The organism is Rhizobium sp. CIAT894, assembly GCF_000172795.2.
Classification (GTDB): Bacteria; Pseudomonadota; Alphaproteobacteria; order Rhizobiales; family Rhizobiaceae; genus Rhizobium.
This window is the reverse complement of record NZ_CP020947.1, coordinates 2,171,447-2,196,320: the sequence shown is the minus strand read 5'-3', so window position 1 is coordinate 2,196,320 and position 24,874 is coordinate 2,171,447. Positions and strand designations below refer to the sequence as shown.

At 61.5% G+C, this 24,874-nt stretch carries 21 protein-coding genes and 2 pseudogenes; 14 read left to right on the top strand and 9 right to left on the bottom strand.

Translation table 11 applies throughout. The features are described from left to right. Positions 1-39 precede the first annotated feature (39 nt). The gene (locus RHEC894_RS10900; RefSeq protein WP_010069676.1) at positions 40-720 is read left to right on the top strand and encodes a peroxiredoxin-like family protein; all 681 of its coding nucleotides are present in this window, start codon (positions 40-42) and stop codon (positions 718-720) included. Positions 721-1,079: 359 nt separating this feature from the next. Here the strand turns inward: RHEC894_RS10900 and RHEC894_RS10895 are convergent, their stop codons facing one another. After that, entirely contained in the window at positions 1,080-3,923 is a 2,844-nt protein-coding gene (locus RHEC894_RS10895) for a M16 family metallopeptidase (RefSeq protein WP_085737274.1), read from the bottom strand. Positions 3,924-4,236: 313 nt separating this feature from the next. Between RHEC894_RS10895 and RHEC894_RS10890 the strand changes: the two genes are divergently transcribed. Next, the gene (locus RHEC894_RS10890) at positions 4,237-5,205 is read left to right on the top strand and encodes a substrate-binding domain-containing protein (RefSeq protein WP_010069672.1); all 969 of its coding nucleotides are present in this window, start codon (positions 4,237-4,239) and stop codon (positions 5,203-5,205) included. 69 nt (positions 5,206-5,274) lie between these two features. Here the strand turns inward: RHEC894_RS10890 and RHEC894_RS10885 are convergent, their stop codons facing one another. The 6 genes and pseudogenes from RHEC894_RS10885 to RHEC894_RS10860 all read right to left on the bottom strand — a co-directional run bounded on the left by RHEC894_RS10885 (position 5,275) and on the right by RHEC894_RS10860 (position 10,941). Beyond that, positions 5,275-6,498 carry an ABC transporter substrate-binding protein gene (locus RHEC894_RS10885; RefSeq protein ID WP_085737273.1) on the bottom strand — a complete coding sequence of 408 codons (1,224 nt, stop codon included), beginning with the start codon at positions 6,496-6,498 and terminating at the stop codon, positions 5,275-5,277. A 40-nt stretch (positions 6,499-6,538) separates the two neighbouring features. Further along, a pseudogene (locus RHEC894_RS10880) lies at positions 6,539-7,374 on the bottom strand (carbohydrate ABC transporter permease). Continuing rightward, entirely contained in the window at positions 7,371-8,294 is a 924-nt protein-coding gene (locus RHEC894_RS10875; RefSeq protein WP_085737272.1) for a sugar ABC transporter permease, read from the bottom strand. Before RHEC894_RS10875 ends, RHEC894_RS10880 begins: the two are co-directional and overlap by 4 nt. Beyond that, positions 8,287-9,516 carry an ABC transporter ATP-binding protein gene (locus tag RHEC894_RS10870; RefSeq protein WP_085737271.1) on the bottom strand — a complete coding sequence of 410 codons (1,230 nt, stop codon included), beginning with the start codon at positions 9,514-9,516 and terminating at the stop codon, positions 8,287-8,289. Before RHEC894_RS10870 ends, RHEC894_RS10875 begins: the two co-directional genes overlap by 8 nt. Continuing rightward, positions 9,513-10,343 (bottom strand): metallophosphoesterase, encoded by an 831-nt coding sequence (locus tag RHEC894_RS10865; protein WP_085737270.1) that lies wholly within the window; start codon positions 10,341-10,343, stop codon positions 9,513-9,515. The genes RHEC894_RS10870 and RHEC894_RS10865 overlap by 4 nt, the downstream gene beginning before the upstream one ends. Before the next feature lie 202 nt (positions 10,344-10,545). After that, a complete protein-coding gene (locus RHEC894_RS10860) occupies positions 10,546-10,941 on the bottom strand; it encodes a hypothetical protein (protein ID WP_010068213.1) in 396 nt (131 codons plus the stop codon). A 189-nt stretch (positions 10,942-11,130) separates the two neighbouring features. Between RHEC894_RS10860 and RHEC894_RS10855 the strand changes: the two genes are divergently transcribed. From RHEC894_RS10855 to RHEC894_RS10845, 3 genes and pseudogenes are all read left to right on the top strand, one after another. After that, entirely contained in the window at positions 11,131-11,319 is a 189-nt protein-coding gene (locus RHEC894_RS10855; RefSeq protein ID WP_010068214.1) for a hypothetical protein, read from the top strand. A gap of 393 nt (positions 11,320-11,712) precedes the next feature. Then, positions 11,713-11,961, top strand: a pseudogene (locus tag RHEC894_RS10850) (calcium-binding protein); the annotation flags it as partial. A gap of 127 nt (positions 11,962-12,088) precedes the next feature. Beyond that, positions 12,089-12,382, top strand: coding sequence for a hypothetical protein (locus RHEC894_RS10845; RefSeq protein ID WP_085737269.1), 294 nt, complete (start codon positions 12,089-12,091; stop codon positions 12,380-12,382). Positions 12,383-12,407: 25 nt separating this feature from the next. Here RHEC894_RS10845 and RHEC894_RS10840 read toward each other — a convergent pair whose 3' ends face one another. Continuing rightward, positions 12,408-14,489 carry an ATP-binding protein gene (locus RHEC894_RS10840; protein ID WP_085737268.1) on the bottom strand — a complete coding sequence of 694 codons (2,082 nt, stop codon included), beginning with the start codon at positions 14,487-14,489 and terminating at the stop codon, positions 12,408-12,410. Then, complete coding sequence (locus tag RHEC894_RS10835; RefSeq protein WP_085737267.1) at positions 14,486-15,226, bottom strand: response regulator transcription factor; 741 nt, start codon at positions 15,224-15,226, stop codon at positions 14,486-14,488. The genes RHEC894_RS10840 and RHEC894_RS10835 overlap by 4 nt, the downstream gene beginning before the upstream one ends. Positions 15,227-15,461: 235 nt before the next feature. On the opposite strand from RHEC894_RS10835, the gene RHEC894_RS10830 reads away from it, so the two are divergent. The 9 genes from RHEC894_RS10830 to RHEC894_RS10790 all read left to right on the top strand — a co-directional run bounded on the left by RHEC894_RS10830 (position 15,462) and on the right by RHEC894_RS10790 (position 24,857). After that, complete coding sequence (locus RHEC894_RS10830) at positions 15,462-16,454, top strand: ABC transporter substrate-binding protein (protein WP_085737266.1); 993 nt, start codon at positions 15,462-15,464, stop codon at positions 16,452-16,454. Positions 16,455-16,571: 117 nt separating this feature from the next. Then, positions 16,572-17,597, top strand: a complete 1,026-nt coding sequence (locus RHEC894_RS10825; protein WP_085737265.1) for an ABC transporter substrate-binding protein — start codon at positions 16,572-16,574, stop codon at positions 17,595-17,597. 88 nt (positions 17,598-17,685) lie between these two features. Continuing rightward, positions 17,686-19,917, top strand: coding sequence for an iron ABC transporter permease (locus tag RHEC894_RS10820; protein WP_085737264.1), 2,232 nt, complete (start codon positions 17,686-17,688; stop codon positions 19,915-19,917). Further along, positions 19,914-20,975 (top strand): ABC transporter ATP-binding protein, encoded by a 1,062-nt coding sequence (locus tag RHEC894_RS10815; protein WP_085737263.1) that lies wholly within the window; start codon positions 19,914-19,916, stop codon positions 20,973-20,975. The genes RHEC894_RS10820 and RHEC894_RS10815 overlap by 4 nt, the downstream gene beginning before the upstream one ends. A gap of 46 nt (positions 20,976-21,021) precedes the next feature. Continuing rightward, on the top strand, positions 21,022-21,843 hold the full coding sequence (locus RHEC894_RS10810; protein ID WP_085737262.1) for an inositol monophosphatase family protein: 822 nt from the start codon (positions 21,022-21,024) through the stop codon (positions 21,841-21,843). 130 nt (positions 21,844-21,973) lie between these two features. Further along, entirely contained in the window at positions 21,974-22,528 is a 555-nt protein-coding gene (locus tag RHEC894_RS10805; protein ID WP_085737261.1) for an NUDIX hydrolase, read from the top strand. 37 nt (positions 22,529-22,565) lie between these two features. Continuing rightward, a complete protein-coding gene (locus RHEC894_RS10800; RefSeq protein ID WP_010066091.1) occupies positions 22,566-23,069 on the top strand; it encodes a helix-turn-helix domain-containing protein in 504 nt (167 codons plus the stop codon). Between the two features lie 12 nt (positions 23,070-23,081). Next, positions 23,082-24,347, top strand: a complete 1,266-nt coding sequence (gene fabF, locus RHEC894_RS10795) for a beta-ketoacyl-ACP synthase II (protein ID WP_085737260.1) — start codon at positions 23,082-23,084, stop codon at positions 24,345-24,347. A gap of 81 nt (positions 24,348-24,428) precedes the next feature. Then, positions 24,429-24,857, top strand: coding sequence for a DUF4864 domain-containing protein (locus tag RHEC894_RS10790; RefSeq protein WP_010069016.1), 429 nt, complete (start codon positions 24,429-24,431; stop codon positions 24,855-24,857). The last annotated feature ends 17 nt before the right edge of the window (positions 24,858-24,874 follow it).

The following is a 24,874-nucleotide window of genomic DNA, read 5'->3' as shown; positions in this document are numbered from 1 at the left end:
AAGCAAATCGATTCAGATGCATATAGGGAGGAAATAATCATGCAGGAGAACCACTCGGAACGACCGTTGCAGCCTGGAGATCGCGCGCCCAACGTGGTGCTGGATGCAATCACCCGCCAGGGCAAAATCGCCATCGACGATTTTCGCGGCCAGAAGCCGGTGCTCGTCGGCTTGTTCCGCGGGCTGCATTGCCCCTTCTGCCGCCGGCAGATCGCCGCCATGGCCGAACTCACCGATGCATTACAGGAGAAAGGCATCGACAGCCTGACGGTCGTCAATACGCCGATCGACCGCGCCCGCCTCTATTTCCGCTATCATCCGCTTCCGAATCTGCTGGCGGCCTCCGACCCGGAACGGGTTTCGCACAGGGCCTTCGGCTTGCCGAATCTTCAGTTCACGGAAGAGGAGAACGACTGGCCGCACAAAGTCAGCATGAGCACAGTGACCTCGATGCGTATCGACATGCCGGGCGAGCTTCCCGAGCCCATGGACGTGATGGCGGCGGTGGAATATCTCGACAAGGCGGATGGCTATGAATTCACCGAGGATGACACCCAGATGATCGCCACCGGCCATGGCCAGCTGGTCGGCGAATTCCTGCTCGATCGCGATGGCGTCGTGCGCTGGTGTTTCACCGAAGTCGAGGACGGCGGCCGTCATATGTTCGGCGGTCCCGCCCCCCGGGAGGTGATGTCGGCAGCGTCGAATATGGCTGTTTGAGACGAAGGCCTGAAATCATCCTGATTCAGGACGGGAAGCCAGCCACCCCTGAACGGCTGCGATCTCCCGCGGGCGCAGCGCTCTCGGCGCGGCGGCAATGTCGTGCGCCCACTTCGATCTGGCTGCTGCCTGGGGCGGGATTTCGGTCGGAATCTACACCCTGATGCTGACCCGGCTCGGCAAGCAGACCAGATCCTGATTGCCGGCGGCGGGACCGACAATGCAGATGATCGGACATCAGGGGCCGCCAATCTCCTTTGGCCCGCTCAGCTGCGTGCTGGAGACGGCAAGGCTGTTTGCTCGGAAATGAACATGCGCGCGATCAAACGCCGCCCCTGATCGCAACCGCGCCTCGCCCGCTATCTTACTGCCGCCGGCAGCACTTCGAATTTCCAGAATTTTTCCGGACTGAAATAGGTCGTGGCGAACTTGCGGATATCCTCGGCGGTGACCTTGCCGTAGCCGCTGAGATTGTCGCGTATCCGGTCTAAACGGCGCGAATCTGCCTGAGCGTGATGCAGGTATTCAATCCAATATTCGTTGCCCTGCCGCTGGTGCTTCAGTGTCTCAATGATGGGTTCCCGGGCACGCGCGAGCTCATCCGGAGAGACATCATGAGCGCTGAGATCATTGGCGATCTCGTCGACAAGCGCGTAGAAGCGCGCGACCTTTTCCGGCTCCGTCTCGACGTAGAAATAGGCGTAGCCGTAGCCGGGAATTTCCCCTGACAGGTCGACGTCGCCCTGCAGGGCATAACTTGCTCCTTCCGCGATACGAAACTGGTCGATCAACCTGTTCTGAAAAATCTGGGTGGCAATGTTGGCGGTGAAGGACCGCGGCAGATCGGAGAGCAAATCGCCAATGGGAGCCCCGGCTACGGCGCCGGCACTATCCGATCTTCCGTTGTGGGTCTGCAAAACGGGCGTCTTGGTCGTGGGAAAACGCACCTCGTCCGAATTGTTGCCCGGCGCCGCCTCCGGGCGTGGCGGCAAGGCACCGAAGGTTTCAGCCGTCAGCCGGATTGCGTCGTCCACGGCTACATCGCCGACGATGGTAATATCGATCGGGCCGTCGGAAACCATCGGCCGGAACAGTGCCTCGAAACTATCCGGCTTGGCGGCTGACAATTGCTGGCGATCGGGGAAGGTCCAGCGCGGGTCGCCGGAATGCGCGAGGCTCGCGAAATCGCGGCTGATAACGCCACCGGGGGTCGATTCATATTGATCGAGGCCGCTCAAATAGGCTTGCTGCACACGCTTGAACGCCTCGGAACGGTAGGCAGGATCAGAGGTATAAGCCGTCATCAGCTGCAGTTGCGTGGCGAGATCTTCAGGCCGTGTGCGGCCGTCGAACTTGAAGGAGCTGTCGCCGATCGAGAAATCGACGCCGACGATATTGGCCGCCAGCGCCTTCTGTATATCCTGGTAATCCATGGCCTTCAGGCCGGACAGCGCGACGGCCGGAGATGCCCAGATCGGGGCGGAACGGTCCTGCGGCAGGTCCAGCCGACCGCGGCCGATATCCTCGCGCACCAGCACTTCGTTGGCACGCAGCTTGGTCGGCTTGACGGTAAGGCGCACGCCGTTGGAAAAGCGCACCATGGTCAAACCGAGATCCTCGACCACGCGGCGTTCGACCACAGCGCCCGCTTCGCCGAAATGGGTGTAGGGCCAGACGACGTCTGCTGCACCGGACGGCGCCGAAACGGCAATGGCTTTCGAGGCATCATAGACTTGCCGAACCGTGTCGGCCCCGCCCTGCGACGATTGGGCCGTCTGCAGCACGACCTGCGGGCCGTTGCCGGAGAAAGCCTGTTGCAGGGCCTGATTGAGCTCGGCCGCAGTGACGTCCTTTGTGATCGTTTCGAACAGCGAGAGATCTTCGGCAGGCGAGGTGAAGACCTGATTGTCATCGACGCTGCTCGCCAGCGAGGAAGCAATGTCGGTGGTCGTGCGCGTCGCGGCTCCGGCCGCAGCAGCCTGGAGGAACGAGCGATATTCGAGAATTTCGCGATCGAGTTCAGCCTGCGCAACGCCGAACTCCTGGATGCGCCGCTGTTCCTGATCAATGGTCGTCAGCGCCGCCTGCCATTTGTCGGTCTCTGAATTTGCCGTGATCAAGACGACATGAGCGGAATCGAGCAGATCCTGTGAGCCGGCGATCGCAGTGATGAAAGGGGCATCCGCCTTGCTGGCGATGCTGCTCAGCCGACGCTTGAGCACCAAAAGGCCGAGATCTTCAACAAGCTGAGTGCGGCGCTTGGCAGAGGTGTCGGCCGCGGCGTCATAGGGGCGCGTCCAGGCGATCTGAACGCTCGTCATACCGCCGGGAACAACGAGGACGTCGGCGCTCTCAGCTTTCGTCTCCAGCGTGCCAAGATCCGCTTTTGCCGGCGCCGGACCCACGGGCTTCCAGTCGCCGAAGCGCTGCCGGATTTCCTTTTCCATGGCGGCCGGGTCGATATCGCCCACCACCATCAGCGTTGCCCGATCGGGCCGGTAATTGGCCCGATAATAATCGCGGACGAGATCCACCGGCGCATTGCTGATGATGTCGGCTTTGCCGATCGGCGTGCGGATGGTCGCGCGCCGGCCGGCGAGCAGCGAATTCATGATTCCGAGCCCGGCGCGGTACTGCGGCGTATCGCGCAGCCGCTCCTCCGACAGGATGACGCCGCGTTCTCGATCGAAGGCGCCGGCATCGAGCGTCAACTCGCTCGCCGTCTCCCGCATCAGCATCAGGCCCGTCGAAACCGTGTCTGCATCGACCTCGGGAAGATCGAGTGCATAGACGGTTTCGTCATAAGAGGTATGGGCGTTGGTGTCCGGTCCGAAGGCCAAGCCCTTGCGCTGCAGGATACGGATCATCTCGCCTTCGGCGACATGGGTCGAACCCTTGAAGGCCATGTGCTCGAGAAAATGCGCCAGCCCCTGCTGGTTGTCGTTTTCCTCAAGCGAGCCGGAGCCGATGCGAAAGCGGATCGATGCCTGTCCGGGCGGCGTGGCGTTACGCATGATCGCAAACCGCATACCGTTGGCGAGCATGCCGAAATGGACATCGGAGTCGGCTTGGAGGTCGCTTTGCGTTTGCGGCCAAGCCACGGACGGTGTGTCCGAATAGGCAGGCGACGCGAAGTTTACGACAAGGGAGACCGTCGCGAGAAACCACCAAGCGGCGGCACGTTCCGTTTGTTTGGAAGACATCTTATCCAGGCAATGAGCATAAAGGGGGAAATGGCGTTGATCGGACTATTCCACAGGTTGCATATCGCTTCAACCTTCCTGTTTGTGAATGGATAAGAAGCAGATAATTCAGGCGAGACTGCGGAAACCGACATAAATCTCAGAATTTTTATATAAGCTATTAAAATAGCTTGGTTTTTATAATTTCAGCCAAGCGAAGCTGAGCTGCGTCTCATCGATCAGCGCCTCCCGGTCTTCGTTCAAGTGTCAGATCACTGTCATCGAGCACGCCTAAAGGCTTGCGCTTTGACCCTGTCACCTGGAGGCGTTTTCGATGGCGACATTGCAGCAGGTCGCGTTCCGGGCGGGATGCTCGCTGGCGACAGCAAGCCGCGTTCTCAACCGCAATGGACCGGCCAGCGACCTGATGGTGCGCAAGGTGCGCCGCGCCGCCGCCGAACTCGGTTATCACGCCGTCGGACGGCTCGGACGCAGGCCGGTGGTCGGCGTGCTGATTCCGAGCATCACCAATCCGGTCTTTGCCTCGTCGCTGTCGAGTATCCAGAACCGCATGCTGGTAGCCGGCCATGGTGTCTTGATCGCCCAGTCGAATTACGATCCGGCCCGTGAAGCCGATGCCGTCGCGGTGCTGCTCAACGACCGGCCGACAGGGTTGATCCTGACCGTCTGCGATCCATCGAGCAGCGCGGCGCTGCTTGCCCGGCTGCCGCCGACCGTGCTGCTCCATAACCTGCCGACGGCGCAGTTTCCGGCGGCGGTCACCGCCGACAATCGCGGCGCCGGCCGAGAGATCGCCACCTTCCTGATCGGCATGGGCCATCGCCGCATTCTCTTCCTCTCCGGCAATTTCGCCGCCTCCGACAGGGCGCGGCTTCGCTACCAGGGTTATCTCGAGGCGATGGCCGAGGCCGGGCTGGCACCACTGGATGTCGTAGAGATCCCTTTCATCGGCAGTTACGACCAGCTCGATCTCAGCACCGTCATGACCTTGCTTTCGCCGACGGCGATCATCGCCTCCAACGATCTTCTGGCGCTCGGCGTCATCGGCGCGCTGAAGCGCGAGGGGCTCTCGGTACCGGGGGATGTTTCGGTCGCCGGCTTCGACGGCATCGCCATCGGCCGGCTGATCGATCCGCCGCTGACGACGATCGAAATGCCGGATGCCAGCATGGGGGCGACGGCCGCATCGCTGCTGCTCGACATGGCGGAGAATGCCGCCCCTGCCCGCCATCTCGACGTCGCCTATACGCTGCGCCGTGGCGGCACCGTGCGCGCCATCTGACGCTTGCGAAACAAGAAAGCCGCCACGCGCTCGGCGTGGCTGCCTCCCCGTTCCTAATGTGAAAGGCGATCAGCTGCGCGGCAGCATGCCTTCGACATCGGCGGCGGCGTCGTCGAGCGCTTCCTTCGGCTCGGCCGACTGGTCGACGATGCGCGAGAGGTTGTCGACGATCGTCTGGGTGACCTTGACGCCGTTCGAGCCGGGGAAGGCATACCAGGGGATCATGACAGGCATCTGGCTGAGACCTGCCTGGAACAGCGGGTTCTGCTTGTAGAAGTCGCCGAGATAGTCGGCTGACTTCGCGGCAAGCTCGTTGTTCGGGACATAGCCGGTGCCGGGCACGACGACCGAGGCGCCATAAGGGCCGGCGGCGAATTTGGCGAATTTCCAGGCGGCATCCTGCTTGGCGGCGTCATGGGTCAGGATGACGACGGCGTTGCCGCCTGTGGGAAGACGGCCGTTCACTGGATCGATCAGCGGGATCTTGGCGGTGCGCAGGTCGAACTTGTCGCCGACATTCTTGATCGTGTTGCGCAGCGCGCCGGTGGTCTGGAACTCGAATCCGACCTTGCCGGCTGCAAATGCCTGTTCGCCGGCGGGCTTGGTGAAGACGGGCATGCCGCCTTCGGTGACGAGGCGATGCAGGACCTCGACGGCCTTCTGGCCTTCCGGGCCGTTGAAGGCAACCTTGCTTTCGTCGTCGCTCAGCATCTTGCCGCCGGCGCCGAAGAGCAGAGCCGAAAACATCCAGTCGTCGCCCTGCCAGCGGAAATCGATGCCGTCGACGCCATTGCCGAGCGCTTTGATCTTGCCGCCGAGCGCGATGACCTCGTCCCAGGTCTTCGGCGGATTGTCGGGATCGCCGCCTGCCGCCTTCACCAGATCGGCGTTGTAATACATGATCGGATTGGAGGTCGCGAAAGCGAGGCCGACCTGCTTGCCCTTGACCTGGGCGAGCTTGAGGATGGTGTCGGAGAAGCCCTGTTCGGCCATGTTGCCGTCTTTCATGACGAGCGGGCCGAGGTCGACGGCGACATCGCGTTCGTCGAGCATGCGCAGGCGGTTCAGGCCGATGAAGGTGATATCGGGCATTTCGCTGGTGCCGACCTGGCGAAGGATCGTCTGGATGCCTTCTTCATAGGTGGCCGAGGGGCTGGCGAACTGAATCTTGATATCGGGATTTTCCGCCATGAACTTCTTCGAGATCGTGTCCATCACGTCCTTGAAAAAGCCCGGCATCGGGTAGTGAACCGTCAGCGTCGTCTCGGCATGCGCGGGAAGCGCGATTGCCATCGAAACGGCCGCTGCGGCGAGAAGCCTGGGTTGAAGCCGGTCAGCCTTTGAGACCGGTCATGGTGATGCCCTCGACGAAACGCTTCTGCGCAAGCAGGAACGCGGCGACGAGGGGAAGGGTAATGATGAGGGTCGCCGCCATCAGCGCGCCGTAGTCGTCGCCGGCCTCGGCGGCGCGGAAATACATCAGCCCGAGCGGCGGCGTGGCATAGTCCTGCTTGCTGATGACGATCAGCGGCCAGTAGAGATCGTTCCAATGGGCGACGACCGAGAAGATGGCGAAGGCGGTAACCGCCGGCCAAGCATTCGGCACGATGACGCGGGCAACGATGCCGAGCTCCGACATGCCGTCGAGACGGGCGGCATGGATGAGATCATCCGGCATGGCGCGGAAGAACTGCAGGAACATGAAGATCGCGAAGACCGAGATGGTGAAAGGCGTGACGAGAGCAGCATAGCTGTTGAGCAGCGAGGCGCGGTCGAAAACGACATAAATCGGGAGCGCGGTCGCATGGATCGGCACAAGAAGGCCGAGCATAATAAGCACCATCATGGCGCGGGCGGCGGCGAAGCGCAGCTTTGCCATGGCGTAGGCACAGGGGATGGCCACCAGCACTGGAAGAAGAAGATCAGTCCACAGACGACGACGCCGTTCCACAACAGCCGCGCCATCGGCACCCGGCTCAAGGCCTTGGCGAAATTCTCGATATAGGCGAGATGCGTGGGGATGAGCGACAGCGACGCGGTGAAAATGTCGCTCTGCGTCTTGCCGGCCGCCGAGATCATGAAGACGTAGGGCGAGAGGAAGACGATCGCGCCGAGGGAAAGCAGGCTGAGACGGATCACCCTGCCGAGGGAAAAAGCGCTTGTCGTCATGTGTAATGCACCCGGCGGTCGAGAATGCGGTACTGCAGGAACATCAGCACCACGAGGATCAGCAGGAAGACCACGGTCATCGCCGAGGCATAGCCGACGCGCAGATAGACGAAGCCTTCCTGGTAGATCGTGAAGAGCAGCACTTCCGACGCCTTGTTCGGGCCGCCCTCGGTCAGCGTCTTCACAGTCTCGAAGACCTTGACCGCATTGGTGATGCTGATGGTGATGACGAAGAGCGTCGTCGGCCCGAGCATCGGCCAGGTCACCAGCAGGAAGCGATCGAAGGAAGATTTGGCGCCGTCCACTTCAGCTGCCGCGTAAAGCTCACGCGGGATCGCCGTCAGCCCGGCGAGGAACAGCACCATATTGAAGCCGGCCGATTGCCAGACGCCGATGATCGACAGGCTGTACAGCACCGTGCCGGAGCTGCCCAGCCAGTTCGGGCCCGGCACCCCCGCAAGCGACAGCAGCGCATTGATCGGTCCGATCGTCGGGTGGAACATATATTGCCAAACGGTCGCCATGGCGACGATCAGCGAGGCGACCGGCAGGAAATAGGCGGTGCGGAAGAAGCTGCGGGCCGCGGTCTCGCTCTCGATCAGCAAGGCGATGCCGAGGCCGAGCAGGATCGAGACCGGCGCGACGATCGCCGTATAGACCGTCGTGTTCCATAGCGACTTGCGAAAGGTTCGGTCGGTGATCAGGTGAGCGTAATTCTCGAAGCCGACGAAACGGAGCTTGCCGTAGCCCAGTTCGAAATCGGTAAAGCCGAGCACGATGACAGCCGCCACCGGCAACAGCACGAAGAGAAAAAGCAGGACGATGGCCGGGAGCACAAGCATCCAGGCGATGCGGGCCTCGCTGCGGCGATGGGCAAGGGCGAAATGATCGGCGATGGCCATGGAGGCGAGGCTAGCCATGCGCCCTCTCCCACTGGGCATCGGAATCGCCGCTGAGCCCGGCATCAGCAGAGCTGAGCCCGGCATCAGCGGAGCTGAGCCCGGCATCACCGCCGGCGACGACTCCGGCCAACCGGTTGCCGTCCTCGGCAAAGACCAGTGTGCGGCCGGGCGACAATCGAAGCCCCACGGCATCGCCCGCCGCAAGCCCGGAGGCTTCGGACGGCTGTACCTTGGCGATGACGGTCTCGCCGATCGCATCGAGCCGGCAATGGAGGATGACTTCGGAGCCCAGGAACTCGACGCGTTCGATCCGGGCGGCAAGGCCGTCATGCCGGCTCTTGGCGAGAAAGACGAATTCGGGACGAATGGCGATCGTGACCGGCATCTTCCCGGCGGGGGCATTTTCAAGCGTCAGCCGCAGGCCGCCGCAGAGAACGACGCCGCCTTCGGCAAAGGCTGGAAGCAGGTTGATGCGTGGCTGGCCGATGAAGAGGGCGACCTCGATATGGGCCGGATCGTCGTAGATGGCTTGAGGACTTGCGATCTGCAGCAATCGGCCGCCGATCATCACGGCGACGCGGTCGGCCATCGACAGCGCTTCTGCCTGGTCATGGGTGACATAAAGCGTCGGCACGCCGGCGCGCCGATGCAGGTCGACGATCTCGCCGCGGGCGTGGACACGCAGGTTGGCGTCGAGGTTGGACAGCGGCTCATCCATCAGGAAGATGCTCGGCTGACGCACCATAGCGCGGGCGAGCGCCACACGCTGACGCTGACCGCCCGACATCTGGCCGGGCTTGCGGTCGAGCAGGTGGTCGATCTTCAGCGAGGTCGCCATTTCCCTGACATCGCGGGCGATCGCCGCACGGGTGGCGCGCTGGCCTGGAATGAGCGATCCCACGAAAGGCAGCCGCTCCATTCTCGACAGCCGGCGCATCGCCAGCGGCACGGCGATATTCTGAGACGCCGTCAAATGCGGATAGAGCGCGTAGGACTGAAAGACCATGGCGATGTTGCGCTCGGCTGCCGCCACGCCTGACATATCTCGTCCGCCGATCAGGATCTCACCGCGATCGGCATGGTCGAGGCCGGCAAGGACGCGCAGCAGCGTGCTCTTACCGCAGCCGGAGGGGCCGACCAGGGCGATGAATTCGCCGGCGCCGACATCGAGGCTGACGCCGTTAAGGATCTGGTTGCCGCCGAAGGCCTTGGTGATGCCGCGAAGCGAGAGGGCGCTCATTCGACAGGCTCCCGCTGCTTGACCGCCTGCGGATAGACTTCGAGCACGACATCGTCGAGCACATGCGCGGTCATGCCGGGAACGGCGACAATCTCGCTTTCGACCGACGTATCGAACTCGTGGACGACGGCGCCGATCAGGCGCTCGCCCGGCATCTCGCGCTCCATCTTGTCGATGACGAAGGCAGCCGACGGGCCCCAGGTCAGCTGGGTATCGTCGAAACGACCCTGCCAGGCCCAGTGAAGGTGGCCGCTGGCAAACAGCGCCACGTCATGGGCCAATATCAGATCATAAAGCCGCCGGCGCTGAGCCGGGCGAACGCTCCAGTAGCCGGTATCGCCTTCATCGGGTGCATCAACGAACAGAGGCTTATGCGCGAACAGAGCCACCCGCCGCCCTGCCCTGTCTTCGAGCGCCTTGGCGAGCCATTCGAACTGGGCCTCTTCCTCGTCATCCTCATGACCGAGAAGCAGCGAATTCAAGCCGATGAAGCGCCAGCCGGCCGCGTCCTCCAGCCAGCGATCGTCACCGGCAAGGCTGCGCCAGCGGGCCAGCCGCTCGGCATTGACGGGCTGGTCGGATCCCTTGAGATGGCCGACATCGTGATTGCCGGGGACGATCAGCATCGGGATCGACACCTGGCGCATCAGATCCATCGAGAAGGTAATATCCTCGTCCTTGTCGGCGCCGTCGACGGTAAGATCACCGGTATGGACGATCAGGTCGGCGCCGGTCGCTTCGATCCAACTCAGAAGCGGCGCCCAGTTGCCGTTGAAATGCGGCTTGCTCGGGCTGAAATGCGTGTCGGTGATCTGAATGATTTTCATGAGGGCGCGTCTCCGACCTGGAAGCGCGTCATGGACGCTCCCTTCCCGGGCCCTCTCTAGAAGGCTCCCATGTCAATCAGACATCCGCGGTTTTCAGCTGTTTCTCAGTATCGACATTGATTTGTCACATAGGCGAAGGCCGGCCGCCGAAATGGGGCCGGCCAGTCTTCACGATTATCCAGTCTTCACGATTATATGGTGATCAGTGCCGCGGCGCGTTGGCGGGAATGGAAGACACCGTTGCCGAGACGGGGTCGCTTGCCGGAAACGAGTCCTCAAGACCTTCGTTGAGTTCCTCCTCCAGCGTTTGGCTGTCATGGCTCGAACGTGCGCTCGGCTGGGCGATCAACCCCTTGCTGCCTTGGTCGAAATTGCCGTTGCTCAAAGCATCGTAACGATTGATGCTGCCGTCTGGTTCACTGCCGGCAAAGGCGGTCAGCTGAACCATCATCACCCTGGCGCGGTCGAACGCCGCCGAGCCATCGAGCTCGCCGTGGGAATTATCGATTTTGACGGAAACCGATTCGCCTCCCTCGCCCAGGAATTCGACGGTAAAGAAGTCGCCGGCCTGCGTCACCCGAGTATCGATCAACTGCATGGAAACCTCCTGTGTTCATGCCGGATCAACTGCAATCGGGATCAGGAGTTCCACGGCAACGCGATTTCAGCGCAGGCGGCCGTCCGCGCCTCGGTGGGCACTTATGGTTAATTTATTAATAATTCAGGATTTATAAATGGCACGAAGCAGCCTTTCCGAATGTTGATGGTGCGCCGCGGAGGAAAACCGATGATCCTGAAAATCCTTGCCCCGAAGATCGACGCCGATTGCCATGATACCGGCACCTATCCCGATGGGATCTTCGCCGAAAACCGGATCGACCTTTCCAGCCGCCACGACGGCCGCCGCCGTTCGCCGCACGAGCGCGACTACGGCGCCGACAGGAAACTGGACAAACTGCCGCTTGGCTTCGCCTGAAGGCCTCCCGCTTTCCCTTATCGCCTGCGGAAGATCAACACGCCTGACGCAGGCAATACGGCGTTCAGCGCTCCTGCCGTGGTCTGATCTTATAGCCGCGACTGCCGATGTTCTAGCCGCCATATTGGCCGGCTGGCGGCCGACAGGAAAAATGCAAGCAAAGATTGATGATCTTATTGCGCGAAATGTCGCCCGATACGGGTCACATTCGGAACAACATATCATGGTTAACCGGCAAACACTGCATGGCCATCATCGTGTAGTGAATCGAATTGGCGACAGCAGATGGGGATGTATTCCCACGGTCGATTCCTCGAGAACCGGGAGAAAACCATGGATAAAGCCGTTGGAATAAACGATATTATTCACTCCTTCGGAATTGACACGCATATTTCCTCCGCGGCGGGCGACAAGCTGCTGCTCGACCAATCAATTTTTGCCGCGCTTAGCCTATCCGCATTTTCGGATGAGAATTTCGTTCTCGGCATGAAAGCGCTCGAGGCGGATGACAAGCTGATCTACGATCAGGCGAGCGGCATTCTCTCCTTTGACGCGGATGGGAGTGCGGCGGGCACGGCGATCCCTGTCGCGGATCTCGACAATTACGCGGCACTTCACTTCAAAGATTTCATGCTGATCTGACCCGGCCAGGCCCGCCGCTATTCGGCGGCGTGCGGCCGCACCACGCGCTTTTCCAGGCTCCCCTTGCCGGCATCGCATTGCCGGCCAAATTCCTCTCCATTGACGCCCCTCATCACTGGAGAAGCCCTTGCCCTGGATCGCCTATATCGTCCATTTCATCGCCGCTGCATTTCTGACCAACGGCATCCCGCATTTTGTCAACGGCGTCAGCGGCCGGCGTTTTCGCACTCCTTTCGCAAATCCCGGTTCGCCGACGGCGAATGTCGTCTGGGGCTGGGCGAATTTCCTGATGGCCTTCCTGCTGTTTGCCAATATCGGGCCGCTCTATATCGGCACGCCGGGTGATACGATCTTCGTCGCGGCCGGCATGCTCGTCACCGGCATCCTGCTCGCGTGGTTTTTCGAGCGCAGTGAGTGTTAATCTGGTGGCACCTCCTGACCGCTGATTACGAGCGCAAACCGGTCGGGAAGCCAAGCCTAACGGTCGTTCCGTGTCCGGGAGAGGAATAGATGGATGCCTCCCCGCCGCTCTGACGGACAAAGCCGTAAACCATGGCCAGGCCAAGCCCTGCCCCACCCTGTACGCCTCGTGTGGTGAAATAAGGCTCGAAGGCTTTGTCTACCACCTCCGGGCTCATGCCTATGCCGCTGTCGGTCACCGATATCATCAATATTTCTCTGGTTGCGGTTGCGCCGATAACGATGATGCCTCCCGCCGGCATCGCTGCCGACGCGTTGAGACAGAGGTTCAGAACGGACTGTTCCAAGAGGGCTGCGTCGAGCGATATGACCGGCATGTCAGCATCCAGCTCCAGCTTGATATGACATTTTGCACCAACAGCGATCTCCAGGATATCGGCCATCCCGCGAAGGAGGCTGGCGACATCCACGGGGCTTGGATGGAACGGCTGCTGGCTGCCGATCGACAGCATGCTGCCGGCCAGCGACCGTCCTCGCTCGGCAGCCTTACGAATTCGCGCAATGTTGCGTTTCTGCCGATCGTTGAAGCCGGTTTCACGCTCGAGAAGGCCGAGGCTGCCGGTGATGATGCCGATCATGTTGCCCACTTCGTGACTCACCTGATGCGTCATGCGCATGATGCCGTCCAGTCGCTGAACCTTTGCCGCTTCCGCCTCCTGTCGATCCATCAGCGTGACGTCGCGTGCCAGAAGAACAATGCCGCCCTCCGGCTGTCGTGACATGGAGATCTCGATCACCCGCTGGTCGCCGGTGCGATGGCGGACGACTGCACGTTCCAACAGGGTGCCGCGCTCCGGATCGGAGGGCAGCAAGGCGGGATCGATCTCCGGCACCGGCTCGACAAAACGGCGCAGCGGCAATTTGCGCGCGGAACCCGAATGGCCGAACAGTTCGATGATCCGCCTGTTCATGGTGATCGGTCGCCCCATCCTGTCGAAAAGCGCAATCCCCTCGTTCATATTGCGAAAGGTTGAACGGATAGTGCGAGCGGCGGCTTCTGCCGTGCGTCTCAATCGAGACACACGATCCACGCTGTCCTTGAAGGCGCGGAAGGCGTCCAGCAGACGCACAAGCTCGGTTTCATTTCCACGATAGGCTGGCGGACCCACTTCGTTTTCGCCCTTGGCGAGCGCATTCATGCCGTTCGACAGCGCCACGATGCCCCGTGACACGCGCATGACCGATCGGATGGAGAAAATTGCCATGACGAGCACGAGCAGGAAAGCCAAGCCTACGGTTACCAGCAGCCGGCTCAAAGCATCGGAGGTCGAAAGCAGATCGTCGTTCAGCTGGCGTGCAACTGCATCACTTTGCGTCTCCGTTGCATGCGAGAGGTCACGGGAGACGGCATGCAGTTTTGCGACCGCCGCCCGGATCGCGAACATGTTCAACAGGTATCGTGTCTGAGCTTCGAACACACGCTCATACGGCTGAAGCTCGGCAGGCTCAGCTCTCCCCTGCGTCGTGTCCGCCACGTATCGTCTGCGAAGTTCACCGAGCTGGAAAAGACTGTCGGACGTGGAAGCCGCTTGCACGATTCCATTTACTTGGCGGCGCAGATCCTGATCGACGATGCCTTTGCCGGTCGCCACCTCTCCTAGCGCCGCGGCAGCTTCGGCCTTGTGATTCTGGGCAGCGTCGGCATCCCTGGCAAGCACAAGCGTCTGTGTCCTGATAAGATCGAGAAGCTCAACCATCCTCGTGCTCGCAAAGCCGCGCACAGCCTGGTCTCCGCCCTGAGGCTCAGCCGTCTTCAGCAAGCTGTCAACCTGCAGCACCACAGCGCGGCTCTCGCTCGCCACCCGGTAAGGCGACGTCGCGTTCATCAGGAAGGGCGCGCTCGACACCAGATCGGAGACTTGTCGGGAAATGAGCGAGGCCTTGGCGAGGCTCGTGAAGGCCTGCAGGCCGTAGGCCGCCATTTCGTCACGGGCGCGCTGCAGCCCGTAGATCGCGATCGCCGACAGGCTGAAGACCAGGAAGCAGATGAAGGCGATCGCGAACGGCAAGCGAAAGGCAATCGACGACAGAAAGGAGCGGCTGATCACGTGGACGGCTCGCCGTCGCCGGTGTGCAGGACATAGCCCTTTCCGCGTCGTGTCTTGATATGGCGCGGGAGATCAGGATTGCGTTCGATTTTCCGCCGGAGACGCAGAACGAGGACGTCGACGTTGCGGTCGATGTAGCGATCGCTTTCCGAGCCAAGCCGATCGAGGATATGCGCCCGGCTCACCGGCTGGTTGGGGGTCTGCGCAAGGATTTCAAGCAGAGCGAACTCGGCCGTCGTCAGCGTTTTGCTGCGGTCGGCGACGCACACGGCTTGCCGGCCCATCAGGTCGATGGCCCAATCGCCAAGCAGCAGAGAGGGACGTTCGTGCTCCCGCTCGCTCTCCTTTTCCTGTTTCAGCGACGGCACGGTTCGCCGCAAGACAGCTTTGATGCGGGCCGTCAGTTCGATCGGTTCGAACGGCTTGACGACATAGTCATCCGCAGCGGTTTCCAGGCCGAGGACACGATCGGCGGCACTGCCGGCTGCCGTCACCATGACGATACCGATATTGGCCTCCGACCTCAGTTTTTGGGCGAAAGCTCGGCCGGATGTCCGCGGCAGGTTATGATCGACCAGCACCAGATGCATCTGCTCTCGTGCCAGAATATCGGTCGCCTCCTCGGCGGATCCCGCGCAGGTCGGAATCCACCCCTCGGCCTCGACGAGATCGGAGATAAGTTCCGCCATATCCGGATCGTCCTCGACGATCAGAATTCGAACCTTCTGATTCAGCACCGCTTGATCCTCCCGGCGCCATCATAGGCATGCCGCCGTCAATGTTCAAAGACTTGCTGATGATGAGGTTTGTCACATTTGTAATGAATGTAACGTCGCTCCGCCCAGCGATGAAAAATCGGTAACCATTCTTCGATTGCGGTGACGCGAAGATCTGACATGCTGGCTGTGGAGATTGGAACGGGAGGTTCCAAGGGAGGCTTGCGTGAGGATATTGACCGCTTTTGCTGCGGGCATGGCTTTCTGGCTGTGCGGCGCAAGCCAAGGCATGAGCGAGGCGCGATTGAACGTCCTGTGTGGCGTCGACGAAGCCTGGTGCATGACCATGGAAAAAGCGTTCGAAGCCCGCGCGGGTATCGGTATCTCGATGGTTCGCAAGAGCACCGGTGACATACTCGATCAGATCCGGGCCGAAAAATCACATCCGACAGTGGATGTCTGGTGGGGTGGAACCGGTGACGCCCATCTGCAGGCTGCCTCTGAGGATCTGCTCGATCGATATCAGCCCGACCACGAACACGATCTGCTGCCCTGGGCGCAGAACTTCTTTGCTATGTCCGGCTCCCGTTCGGCCGCCATATATGCGGGGGCTTTGGGTTTCGCCTATAATTCCGATCTGCTCGCCACGCTGAAGCTTCCGGCCCCGACCTGCTGGCAGGACCTGACGAAAGAGGCCTATCGCGGCCATATCCAGGCCGGCAATCCGAATTCCTCCGGAACGGCTTTCACGATGCTGGCCACGCTCGTGCAGCTCCTCGGCGAAGAGGAGGCGTTCCGGTACATGGCCGCCCTCAACCGCAATATTGTCGAGTATACCCGGTCCGGCTCGGCGCCGGTGAAGGCTGCCGCCCGGGGTGAAATCCTGATCGGCATCTCGTTCATGCATGACGCGGTGACTCTGAAGGAATCGGGCGCGCCGCTGGTCATCGTCGCTCCCTGCGAAGGAACGGGCTACGAAATCGGCGCGGTCAGCATCGTCAAGGGCAGCCGCAATACCAGGGCCGCCCAGGCATTCGTCGATTTCGCCCTCAGTCCCGAAGGCCAGGCGACAGGTGCCGCGGCCGGCCAGAACCAGGTTCCGTCGAACGCCAAAGCGGCTCTGCCACCGGCCGCGCCCGACATCACCATGATCAAGATGGTGGATTATGACTTTGCAACATTCGGCTTGTCCGATGAGCGAAGTCGGCTGTTGACCCGTTTCGACACCGAGATCTCCCCGACCCAATAGGTCGGGATCCAACTTCCATCGACCCCTGACAACACGGTGCGATCGACGCGCCGCGACGGGCAGCGCTTGTGTCGCTGACCCAACACCCTCTCAGACGCAAGCAACAGGAGGATACCCATGCGACTGACAGTTCTTTCCACCCTTCTCTTTGCCGGAACGGCGCTGGCTGCCGGTTCGGTCCAGGCCGCCGGCGAGCTCAACCTCATCTGCTCGGCCGATGTCGTCATCTGCGAGCAGATGCAGGGCGACTTCGAAAAGGCTCACGACATCAAGGTCAATATGGTGCGCCTGTCGTCGGGCGAGACCTATGCCAAGATACGCGCCGAGGCTCGCAACCCGAAGACCGACATCTGGTGGGCCGGCACGGGGGATCCGCATGTCCAGGCAGCATCAGAAAACCTGACGCTGGAATACAAGTCGCCAATGCTCGACCAGTTGCAGGATTGGGCCAAAAAGCAGGCGGAGAGCACCGGTTTCAAGACGGTCGGCGTCTACGCCGGTGCGCTCGGCTGGGGTTACAACACCGAGATCTTCAAGACCAGGGGTTACAAGGAGCCCCGCTGCTGGGCCGATCTCCTGGCACCGGAATTGAAGGGCGAAATCCAGATCGCCAATCCGAACTCGTCGGGCACTGCCTATACGGCACTCGCTTCGCTGGTGCAGATCATGGGTGAAGACCAGGCCATCGACTATCTGAAAAAGCTGAACGCCAACGTCTCGCAATACACCAAGTCCGGATCGGCTCCTGTCAAGGCGGCGGCGCGGGGCGAAACGGCGCTCGGCATCGTGTTCATGCATGATGCCGTCGCCCAGACCGCCGAAGGTTTTCCGGTCAAGTCGGTCGCGCCATGCGAGGGTACCGGCTATGAAATCGGCTCCATGTCGATCATCAAAGGCGCCCGCAATCTCGACAATGCCAAGATCTGGTACGACTGGGCGCTGCGGCCCGAAGTTCAGTCGCGCATGAAGGATGCCAAGTCCTTCCAGCTACCGTCGAACAAATCGGCGGAGGTGCCGAAGGAAGCGCCGAAGTTCGAGGACATCAAGCTGATCGACTACGACTTCAAGACCTATGGCGATCCGGCAAAGCGCAAGGCCCTGCTGGAGCGCTGGGACCGGGAAGTCGGCGCCGTTGCCAACTGAAGATCGATGAATGACGCGGCATCCCGGACGGATCCGGGTTGCCGCTCCATTCTCCCATTTCATCAACGTGAAATAAGCGAGGTATGCCATGAGACGTGGCAATCGCCGATTGGACATCGTCCTTGGCCTGGGGGCGGCTGCCCTCACCCTGGTCCCGTGGTATCGCATCGAGGGCGGCTTCTTCGGATTCAAGTGGCTGTCTGCCTTCCCGTTCTCCGCCGAGACGGCGCCAGGGCTGCTGCAAATCCTGCAGCATGGAAGAAGTTGGCTTGCCGGCGTGGTTCTGCTTTTTCTGCTCGGCTGTTCGGCGCGTCTGGTGCGCGATCCGATGCGGCGCGGAACCCTGCTCGCCTCGCTCGGTGCCGTCGGCCTCGTCTTCCTGTCTCTGCAGGGACTGGCGATCGGCTTTTCCGGTTGGACCTGGGCAATCAGTGAAAACCTGTTCGGCATGTTGCCCGAGGGACAGCCTTCGATGGGTGCCGGCTCGGTCCTTTTGGCGCTGGTCTTCGTTCTCCTTTTTGCGTTCGGACTGGCCGAACGCGGGGTGATGAAGGGAGACGCCTTCATCGTCGGCTCGATTTGCATTCTCGCGTTTTTGGTCACCGTCTTCGTTTTCTATCCGATCGGCAGCATGTTCATCGCTTCGGTGCAGGACTTCGACGGCTCCTTCAATCCGGATGGCCTTATACGCAACATTCAGGACCCCGGCATTTGGAGCCTGGGCTGCATAGCGGGCGAAGAACGTTGCGGCGTTGCCTGGCGCACGCTCCTTCTCGCCGTCATGACCGCTTCCGGTTCGACCCTGCTCGGCCTCGGCTTTGCGCTGGTGGCGACGCGTACGCGTTTTCCGTTCAAGAAGGGATTGCGCCTGCTGACGGTGCTGCCGATCATCACACCGCCCTTCGTCATCGGCCTGGCGCTGACGCTGCTGTTCGGCCGCGCCGGGGTCATCACCGAGGCCTTGTCCAGCCTGTTGGGTATCGAGCCGGGCCGGTGGCTCTATGGGCTCACCGGCATCTGGATCGCACAGGTCCTGTCCTTTACGCCGATCGCCTTCCTCGTCCTCATCGGCGTCGTCGAAGGCGTCAGCCCCTCGATGGAGGAGGCATCGCAGACCCTGCGCGCCGGTCGCTGGCGCACTTTCTGGCGCGTCTCCCTGCCGCTGATGAAGCCAGGTCTCGCCAACGCCTTCCTGATCGGGTTCATCGAGAGCATGGCCGATTTCGGCAATCCGCTGGTGCTCGGCGGTACGCATGGCGTGCTTTCGACGGAAATCTTCTTTGCGGTCGTGGGCTCGCAGAACGATCCGTCGCGCGCCGCCGTTCTGGCCATCGTGCTCCTCTGCTTCACGCTCTCGGCATTCCTCGCTCAGCGTCTTTGGCTATCGGGCAAGAGCTTTGCCACGGTCACCGGCAAGGGCGACAGCGGCGCTCATATCGCCTTGCCGCGCGGCCTTTCCATTGCCGTGCATGCGGTGGTCGTTCCGTGGATGATCTTCACCGTCGTCGTTTATGGAATGATCCTGATCGGCGGCTTCGTGAAAACCTGGGGCCTCGACAACTCGCTGACGCTCGACCACTACGTTCGCGCCTTCTCGATCGGTTTCGGCAATGGCGGGATCGCCTGGACCGGCGTGGCGTGGAATTCCTTCTGGACGACGATGGAAATCGCGCTCGTCTCAGCACCCCTGACCGCTGCGGTGGGCCTGCTCACGGCCTACATCATCGTACGGCAGAAATTCGTCGGGCGGAACGTCTTCGAATTCGCGCTGATGATGAGCTTCGCCATCCCCGGAACGGTCATCGGCGTCAGCTATATCATGGCTTTCAACCTGCCTCCGATCGAGATGACCGGCTCGGCGCTGATCCTCATCCTCTGTTTCGTCTTCCGCAATATGCCGGTCGGCGTACGCGGCGGGATCGCGGCGATGAGCCAGCTCGATAAGAGCCTGGACGAGGCATCGCTGACTTTGCGTGCGGACAGTTTCCGCACGATCCGCAAGGTGATCCTTCCGCTGCTGCGGCCGGCCATCACCGCTGCGCTGGTCTATTCCTTCGTTCGCGCCATAACCTCGATCAGCGCCGTCATCTTCCTCGTCAGCGCGGAATACAACATGGCCACGTCCTACATCGTCGGCCTCGTCGAGAATGGCGAGTACGGTGTGGCGATCGCCTATTCGTCGATGCTGATCGTGGTGATGAGCATTGTCATCGCCGGCTTCCAGCTCGTCGTCGGCGAGCGCCGCCTACGCCGCGAAAATCGCGTCGCCGGCACCAGCTCAGCTCCCTCTGTTCCTCTCGGTCAGGAGAAAACCGCATGATCACCGTCAAACCCGGTTCTGTCACCTTCCAGAATGTCCGCAAGTCTTTCGGTGCATTCACGGCCATTCCGGACCTTTCTCTCTCCATCGAGCCAGGCACGCTGGTAACCTTGCTCGGCCCATCCGGCTGCGGCAAAACCACCACGCTACGCATGCTGGCCGGGCTCGAGCATCCGACCTCCGGACGCATTCTGATCGGCGGCGCTGACGTTACCATGCTGCCCGCCAACGAACGCGATGTCTCGATGGTGTTTCAGTCCTATGCCTTGTTTCCGCATATGACGTCGCTCGATAACGTCGCCTATGGCCTCCAGTCGTCAGGCCTCGGCAAGAAGGAAGCGCGGGAAAAGGCCGAGGAGGGATTGAAGCTCGTCGGCCTTGCGGGCATGGGCTATCGCCTGCCGGCCGAGCTTTCCGGCGGCCAGCAGCAACGCGTCGCGGTTGCCCGCGCGCTTGTGCTCGAGCCGCAGGTGCTGCTGCTCGACGAACCGCTCTCCAACCTCGATGCACGCCTGCGCCGCCGGGTGCGCACGGAAATCCGCGAACTGCAGCAGCGGCTCGGCTTCACCGCCGTTTATGTCACCCATGACCAGGATGAGGCTCTGGCGGTGTCGGACCGCATCATCGTCATGAAGGATGGCGAAATCGCCCAGTCCGGGACGCCGCGCGAGCTCTATGAAACACCGGCATCGTCCTTCATCGCCGATTTCATGGGCGAGGCCAATGTCATCCCTTGCGAGGTGATCGGCGTCGAAGGTACGGAGGCGCTTATCCGCGTGGCCGGTGTGGACCATCGTTTGCCAAGCCGTAGCGCAAAGCCCGGCATGGCAAAACTCGCTGTCAGGCCCGGATCGATCACCATAGCGGCCGCCGGTCAGCAGGGCCTGCCGGGACGCGTGCTCCACAGTGCATATCTCGGCGGGCATGTCGAATATGAGATCGAAACCGATGTCGGCACGCTCTTCATCATCGACCATGCCGTCGAGAGAAATCTTCCGCCTTCGAGCGATGTCACACTCGGCTTCGAGAACCGTGGCATTGCGCTGATCAATGCCTGAAACATTTGGGCCTGAAACATTTGGAATGCGAATAAAGGATAGCAATATGACTATGCATGACACCGACCTGGAGCGGCGCTTCACCCTGGCCAAATCCCTTGCTGCGGAAGCTGGTGCTATGGCGCTCGACTATTTCAATAAGCGCAAGACTCTCGTGATCGAGACAAAGCGCGATCTTCAGGATGTCGTGTCGATCGCGGATCGAAACGTCGAGACCTTCCTGCGTGAGCGGGTTGCGGCAGCAATTCCCGAGGACGGTTTCCTCGGCGAGGAGTTTGGCCATCAAGCGGGGAGTTCAGGCTACACCTGGGTTGTCGATCCAATCGACGGCACCGCGCCCTTCGTCAATGGCATGCCCACCTGGTGCGTTTCGATCGCTGTCCTGCACCAAGGTGTCCCGGTCATCGGCGTGATCCACGCGCCCTGTGCGAACGAGCTTTATGCCGCAGCCACGGGCCTTGGAGCGAGCTTGAATGGTGAGATGCTTTTGCTCGATCGCTCCCGCACGATACAGAACGCCATGACCGGTATCGGATGCAATACGCACGTCGTTCCGGAAGTTGTCGGCTCCATCATAACAGCCTTGCTCGCCAGCGGCGGCACGTTCATTCGCAACGGCTCCGGAGCGCTCATGCTTGCCTATGTCGCTGCAGGGCGTCTCGTCGGCTACTACGAACCTCACATGCGGGCCTGGGACTGCATGGCGGGCTATTGCCTGGTCAAAGAAGCTGGAGGCGAATACCTGCCCTTCCCGACCGAGGGGGAAGATTTGTTCAAGGGGCATCCCGTCCTTGCGAGCAACCCTTCCGCGTATCAAGAATTGTTGGCGATTCACAATCTGCGCAACGGCGATAGGACCGCACCATAGAGCAGGCTAAGTGGCGGCAAGCGCAGGGCTGACAACGGCGGATGGTTGCGCTTACAACTGATTGTCAGAATCTGTCATGAACAAGCTCAGGCAGGTGAAGAACAAGCGAATTCAATAACCTTCGATCGCCATGAAGACTCCGAGAAAGCGCAGCAAGCCTCGACCAGACAAGTCTCAGTCATTGCTGCGGCAGCTCGCCGCCGTTCCTGCCAAGCTGTTTTCTGGTGCATTCCGCCAACAATACGGCGCGATTTGCTTCCGCTACGCCAACGACGGACCGGGGATCGAAATCCTGGTGATCACATCGCGCGAGAGCGCGCGCTGGGTCATTCCTAAAGGATGGCCGATGAAAGGGAAGAAGCCGTTTGAAGCGGCGGCGATCGAAGCCTGGGAGGAAGCTGGCGTACGCGGGGCGGTGAGGAAAAAACCGGTCGGCCGCTACACCTACCTGAAAGAACTCGACAATGGCGACGTCGCCCCCTGCATCGTCGATTTGTTTCAGGTTGAAGTCATCGAGATCGGCAACGACTTCAAGGAGCACGGCCAGCGCATTCTGGAATGGGTCAGCCCCGATGAAGCGGCGCGGCGCGTTCGCGAGGTCGAACTCAAGTCGCTGCTCGTCGAGTTTGAAGTCCGCGGGCGCAAAGCGCGATCCTCGCTGAAGGCCGTCACCTCCATCAAGTAACTTGCATGATGATAGTCACTGCTGTAGTGACATTCCCATGCAACGGACAAGCTTCAGTCAATTCAAATGCCCGGCGGCGCGTGCGCTCGACAGCGTCGGCGATTGGTGGAGCATCCTGATCCTGCGCGACGCCTTTCAAGGGCTGTCGCGCTTCGACGATTTTCAGAAGAGCCTTGGTGTGGCGCCGAATATCCTGACGCGGCGGTTGAAACATCTGACGGATCAGGGGCTGTTCGAACGGCGTCTCTATCATCAGCGCCCTGCCCGCTACGAATATGTGCTGACGGACAAGGGCCGCGATTTCTTTCCGGTGCTGATGACGCTGTTTTCCTGGGGAAGCCGGCATATTCCGGAAGAAGACCTCGCCTTTCTGCTCGGCGATGCCGCAGGCAAAGCGCGCAGAACGATGCTCGTGGACGAACGGACCGGCGAAGAAGTGACGCCCGAAAACACCCGCCTGCTTGCAGGCCCTGCAGCCGACGACGAGGTGCACGCGCGGATCGCCCGTATGCGCGCCTGGTATCTCGGCATCGACGCCTAGAAGGAGAAGAGAATGGATCGTATCGTCGTCACTGGCATGGGACTTGTCTGCCCACTCGGCACCGGCGTCGAGCCGGCCTGGAAACGCCTCCTCGACGGCGCCTCGGGTCTTAGAGTGCTGACCGACGATGTCGTCGGTGAGCTATCGGCCAAGGTCGGCGGTGTCGTTCCCGGCATCGCCGAGGACGCCCAGGCCGGCTTCGATCCCGACCGTTACATCCCGCCCAAGGACCAGAAGAAGATGGACCGCTTCATCCAGTTCGCCATGGCGGCGACGGAGGAAGCAGTGAAACAGGCCGGCTGGATGCCGACCGACGAAGCGGCGCGAGAGCGCACTGCGACGATCATCGCCTCAGGGGTCGGCGGCTTTCCGGCCATCGCCGAAGCGGTGCGCATCGGCGAGGCGCGCGGCGTGCGGCGGCTGTCGCCCTTCACCGTGCCATCCTTCCTCGTCAATCTCGCTGCCGGCCAGGTCAGCATCCGCTACGGCTTCAAGGGGCCGCTCGGCGCGCCGGTAACGGCCTGTGCGGCAAGCGTCCAGGCGATCGGCGATGCGGCGCGGCTGATCCGCTCCGGTGAAGCCGACGTGGCGATCTGCGGCGGCGCCGAGGCCTGCATCGACAAGGTGAGCCTCGGCGGCTTTGCCGCTGCGCGGGCGCTTTCCACCGGTTTCAACGAGACGCCGGATCTTGCCTCCAGGCCTTTCGACACAGCGCGCGACGGCTTCGTCATGGGCGAAGGCGCCGGCATATTGGTCATCGAAAGACTGGAGCATGCGCTGGCCCGCGGGGCGACGCCGCTTGCCGAACTCGTCGGCTACGGCACGGCGGCGGACGCCTACCACATGACCTCGGGTCCGGAAGACGGCGACGGCGCGCGCCGGGCGATGGCGGCAGCCCTCCGGCAGGCTGAGATCCCGGCATCCGAGGTCAGGCACCTCAACGCACACGCCACCTCGACGCCGGTCGGCGACAAAGGCGAGATCGCGGCGATCGCCACGATCTTCGGCCGCAATGGCGGCATTGCCGTCAGCGCCACGAAATCGGCGACCGGCCATCTGCTCGGAGCGGCCGGCGGGCTCGAGGCGATCTTCACCATCCTTGCGCTGCGCGACCAGACCGCGCCGCCGACCCGCAATCTGGACGAAGCAGATGCCGCCGCCGACGGCATCGATATCGTCGGCAAGATGGCGCGGCCGCTGGCGACGGACTATGCGATCACCAACGGTTTCGGCTTCGGCGGGGTGAATGCCAGCGCCCTCTTCCGCCGCTGGTCGTAAAGTCCGCTTTCCTTGCGCTGAAATTCGCTTACACTTCCGCTCTATCGGGGCTCGCTCCCCGACGGAGCCGGAGATCAATCCATGCGCGCCTTTCTCGCAGTTCTCATTCTGTGTGCCGCGTCCGTCCTCTCTCCTCTCGCAGCCCGCGCCGAAGATCCGATCGACACGACACGGACGATGATCGAGGAACAGATCAAAGCCTTCCTCAAGGACGATGCCGAGACCGCCTATTCCTTCGCCGCTCCCGGCATCAAGGCGATGTATCCCGACAAGAACCTGTTTTTCGCCATGGTGAAGAAGAGCTACGAACCGGTCTATCACCCCGGCAACTATGCCTTCGGCCGCAGCCGCTCGATCGACAACGGCGCGCTGATCTATCACGAGGTGCTGATTTCAGGCCGCGACGGCAAGGACTGGACAGCGATCTACCAGCTCACCCGCCAGCCTGATGGTAGCTACAGGATCAACGGCGTGCAGATCATGCCGGATGCGGACAGCAAGGGCATTTGACGCGCTGTTTCCTTTCT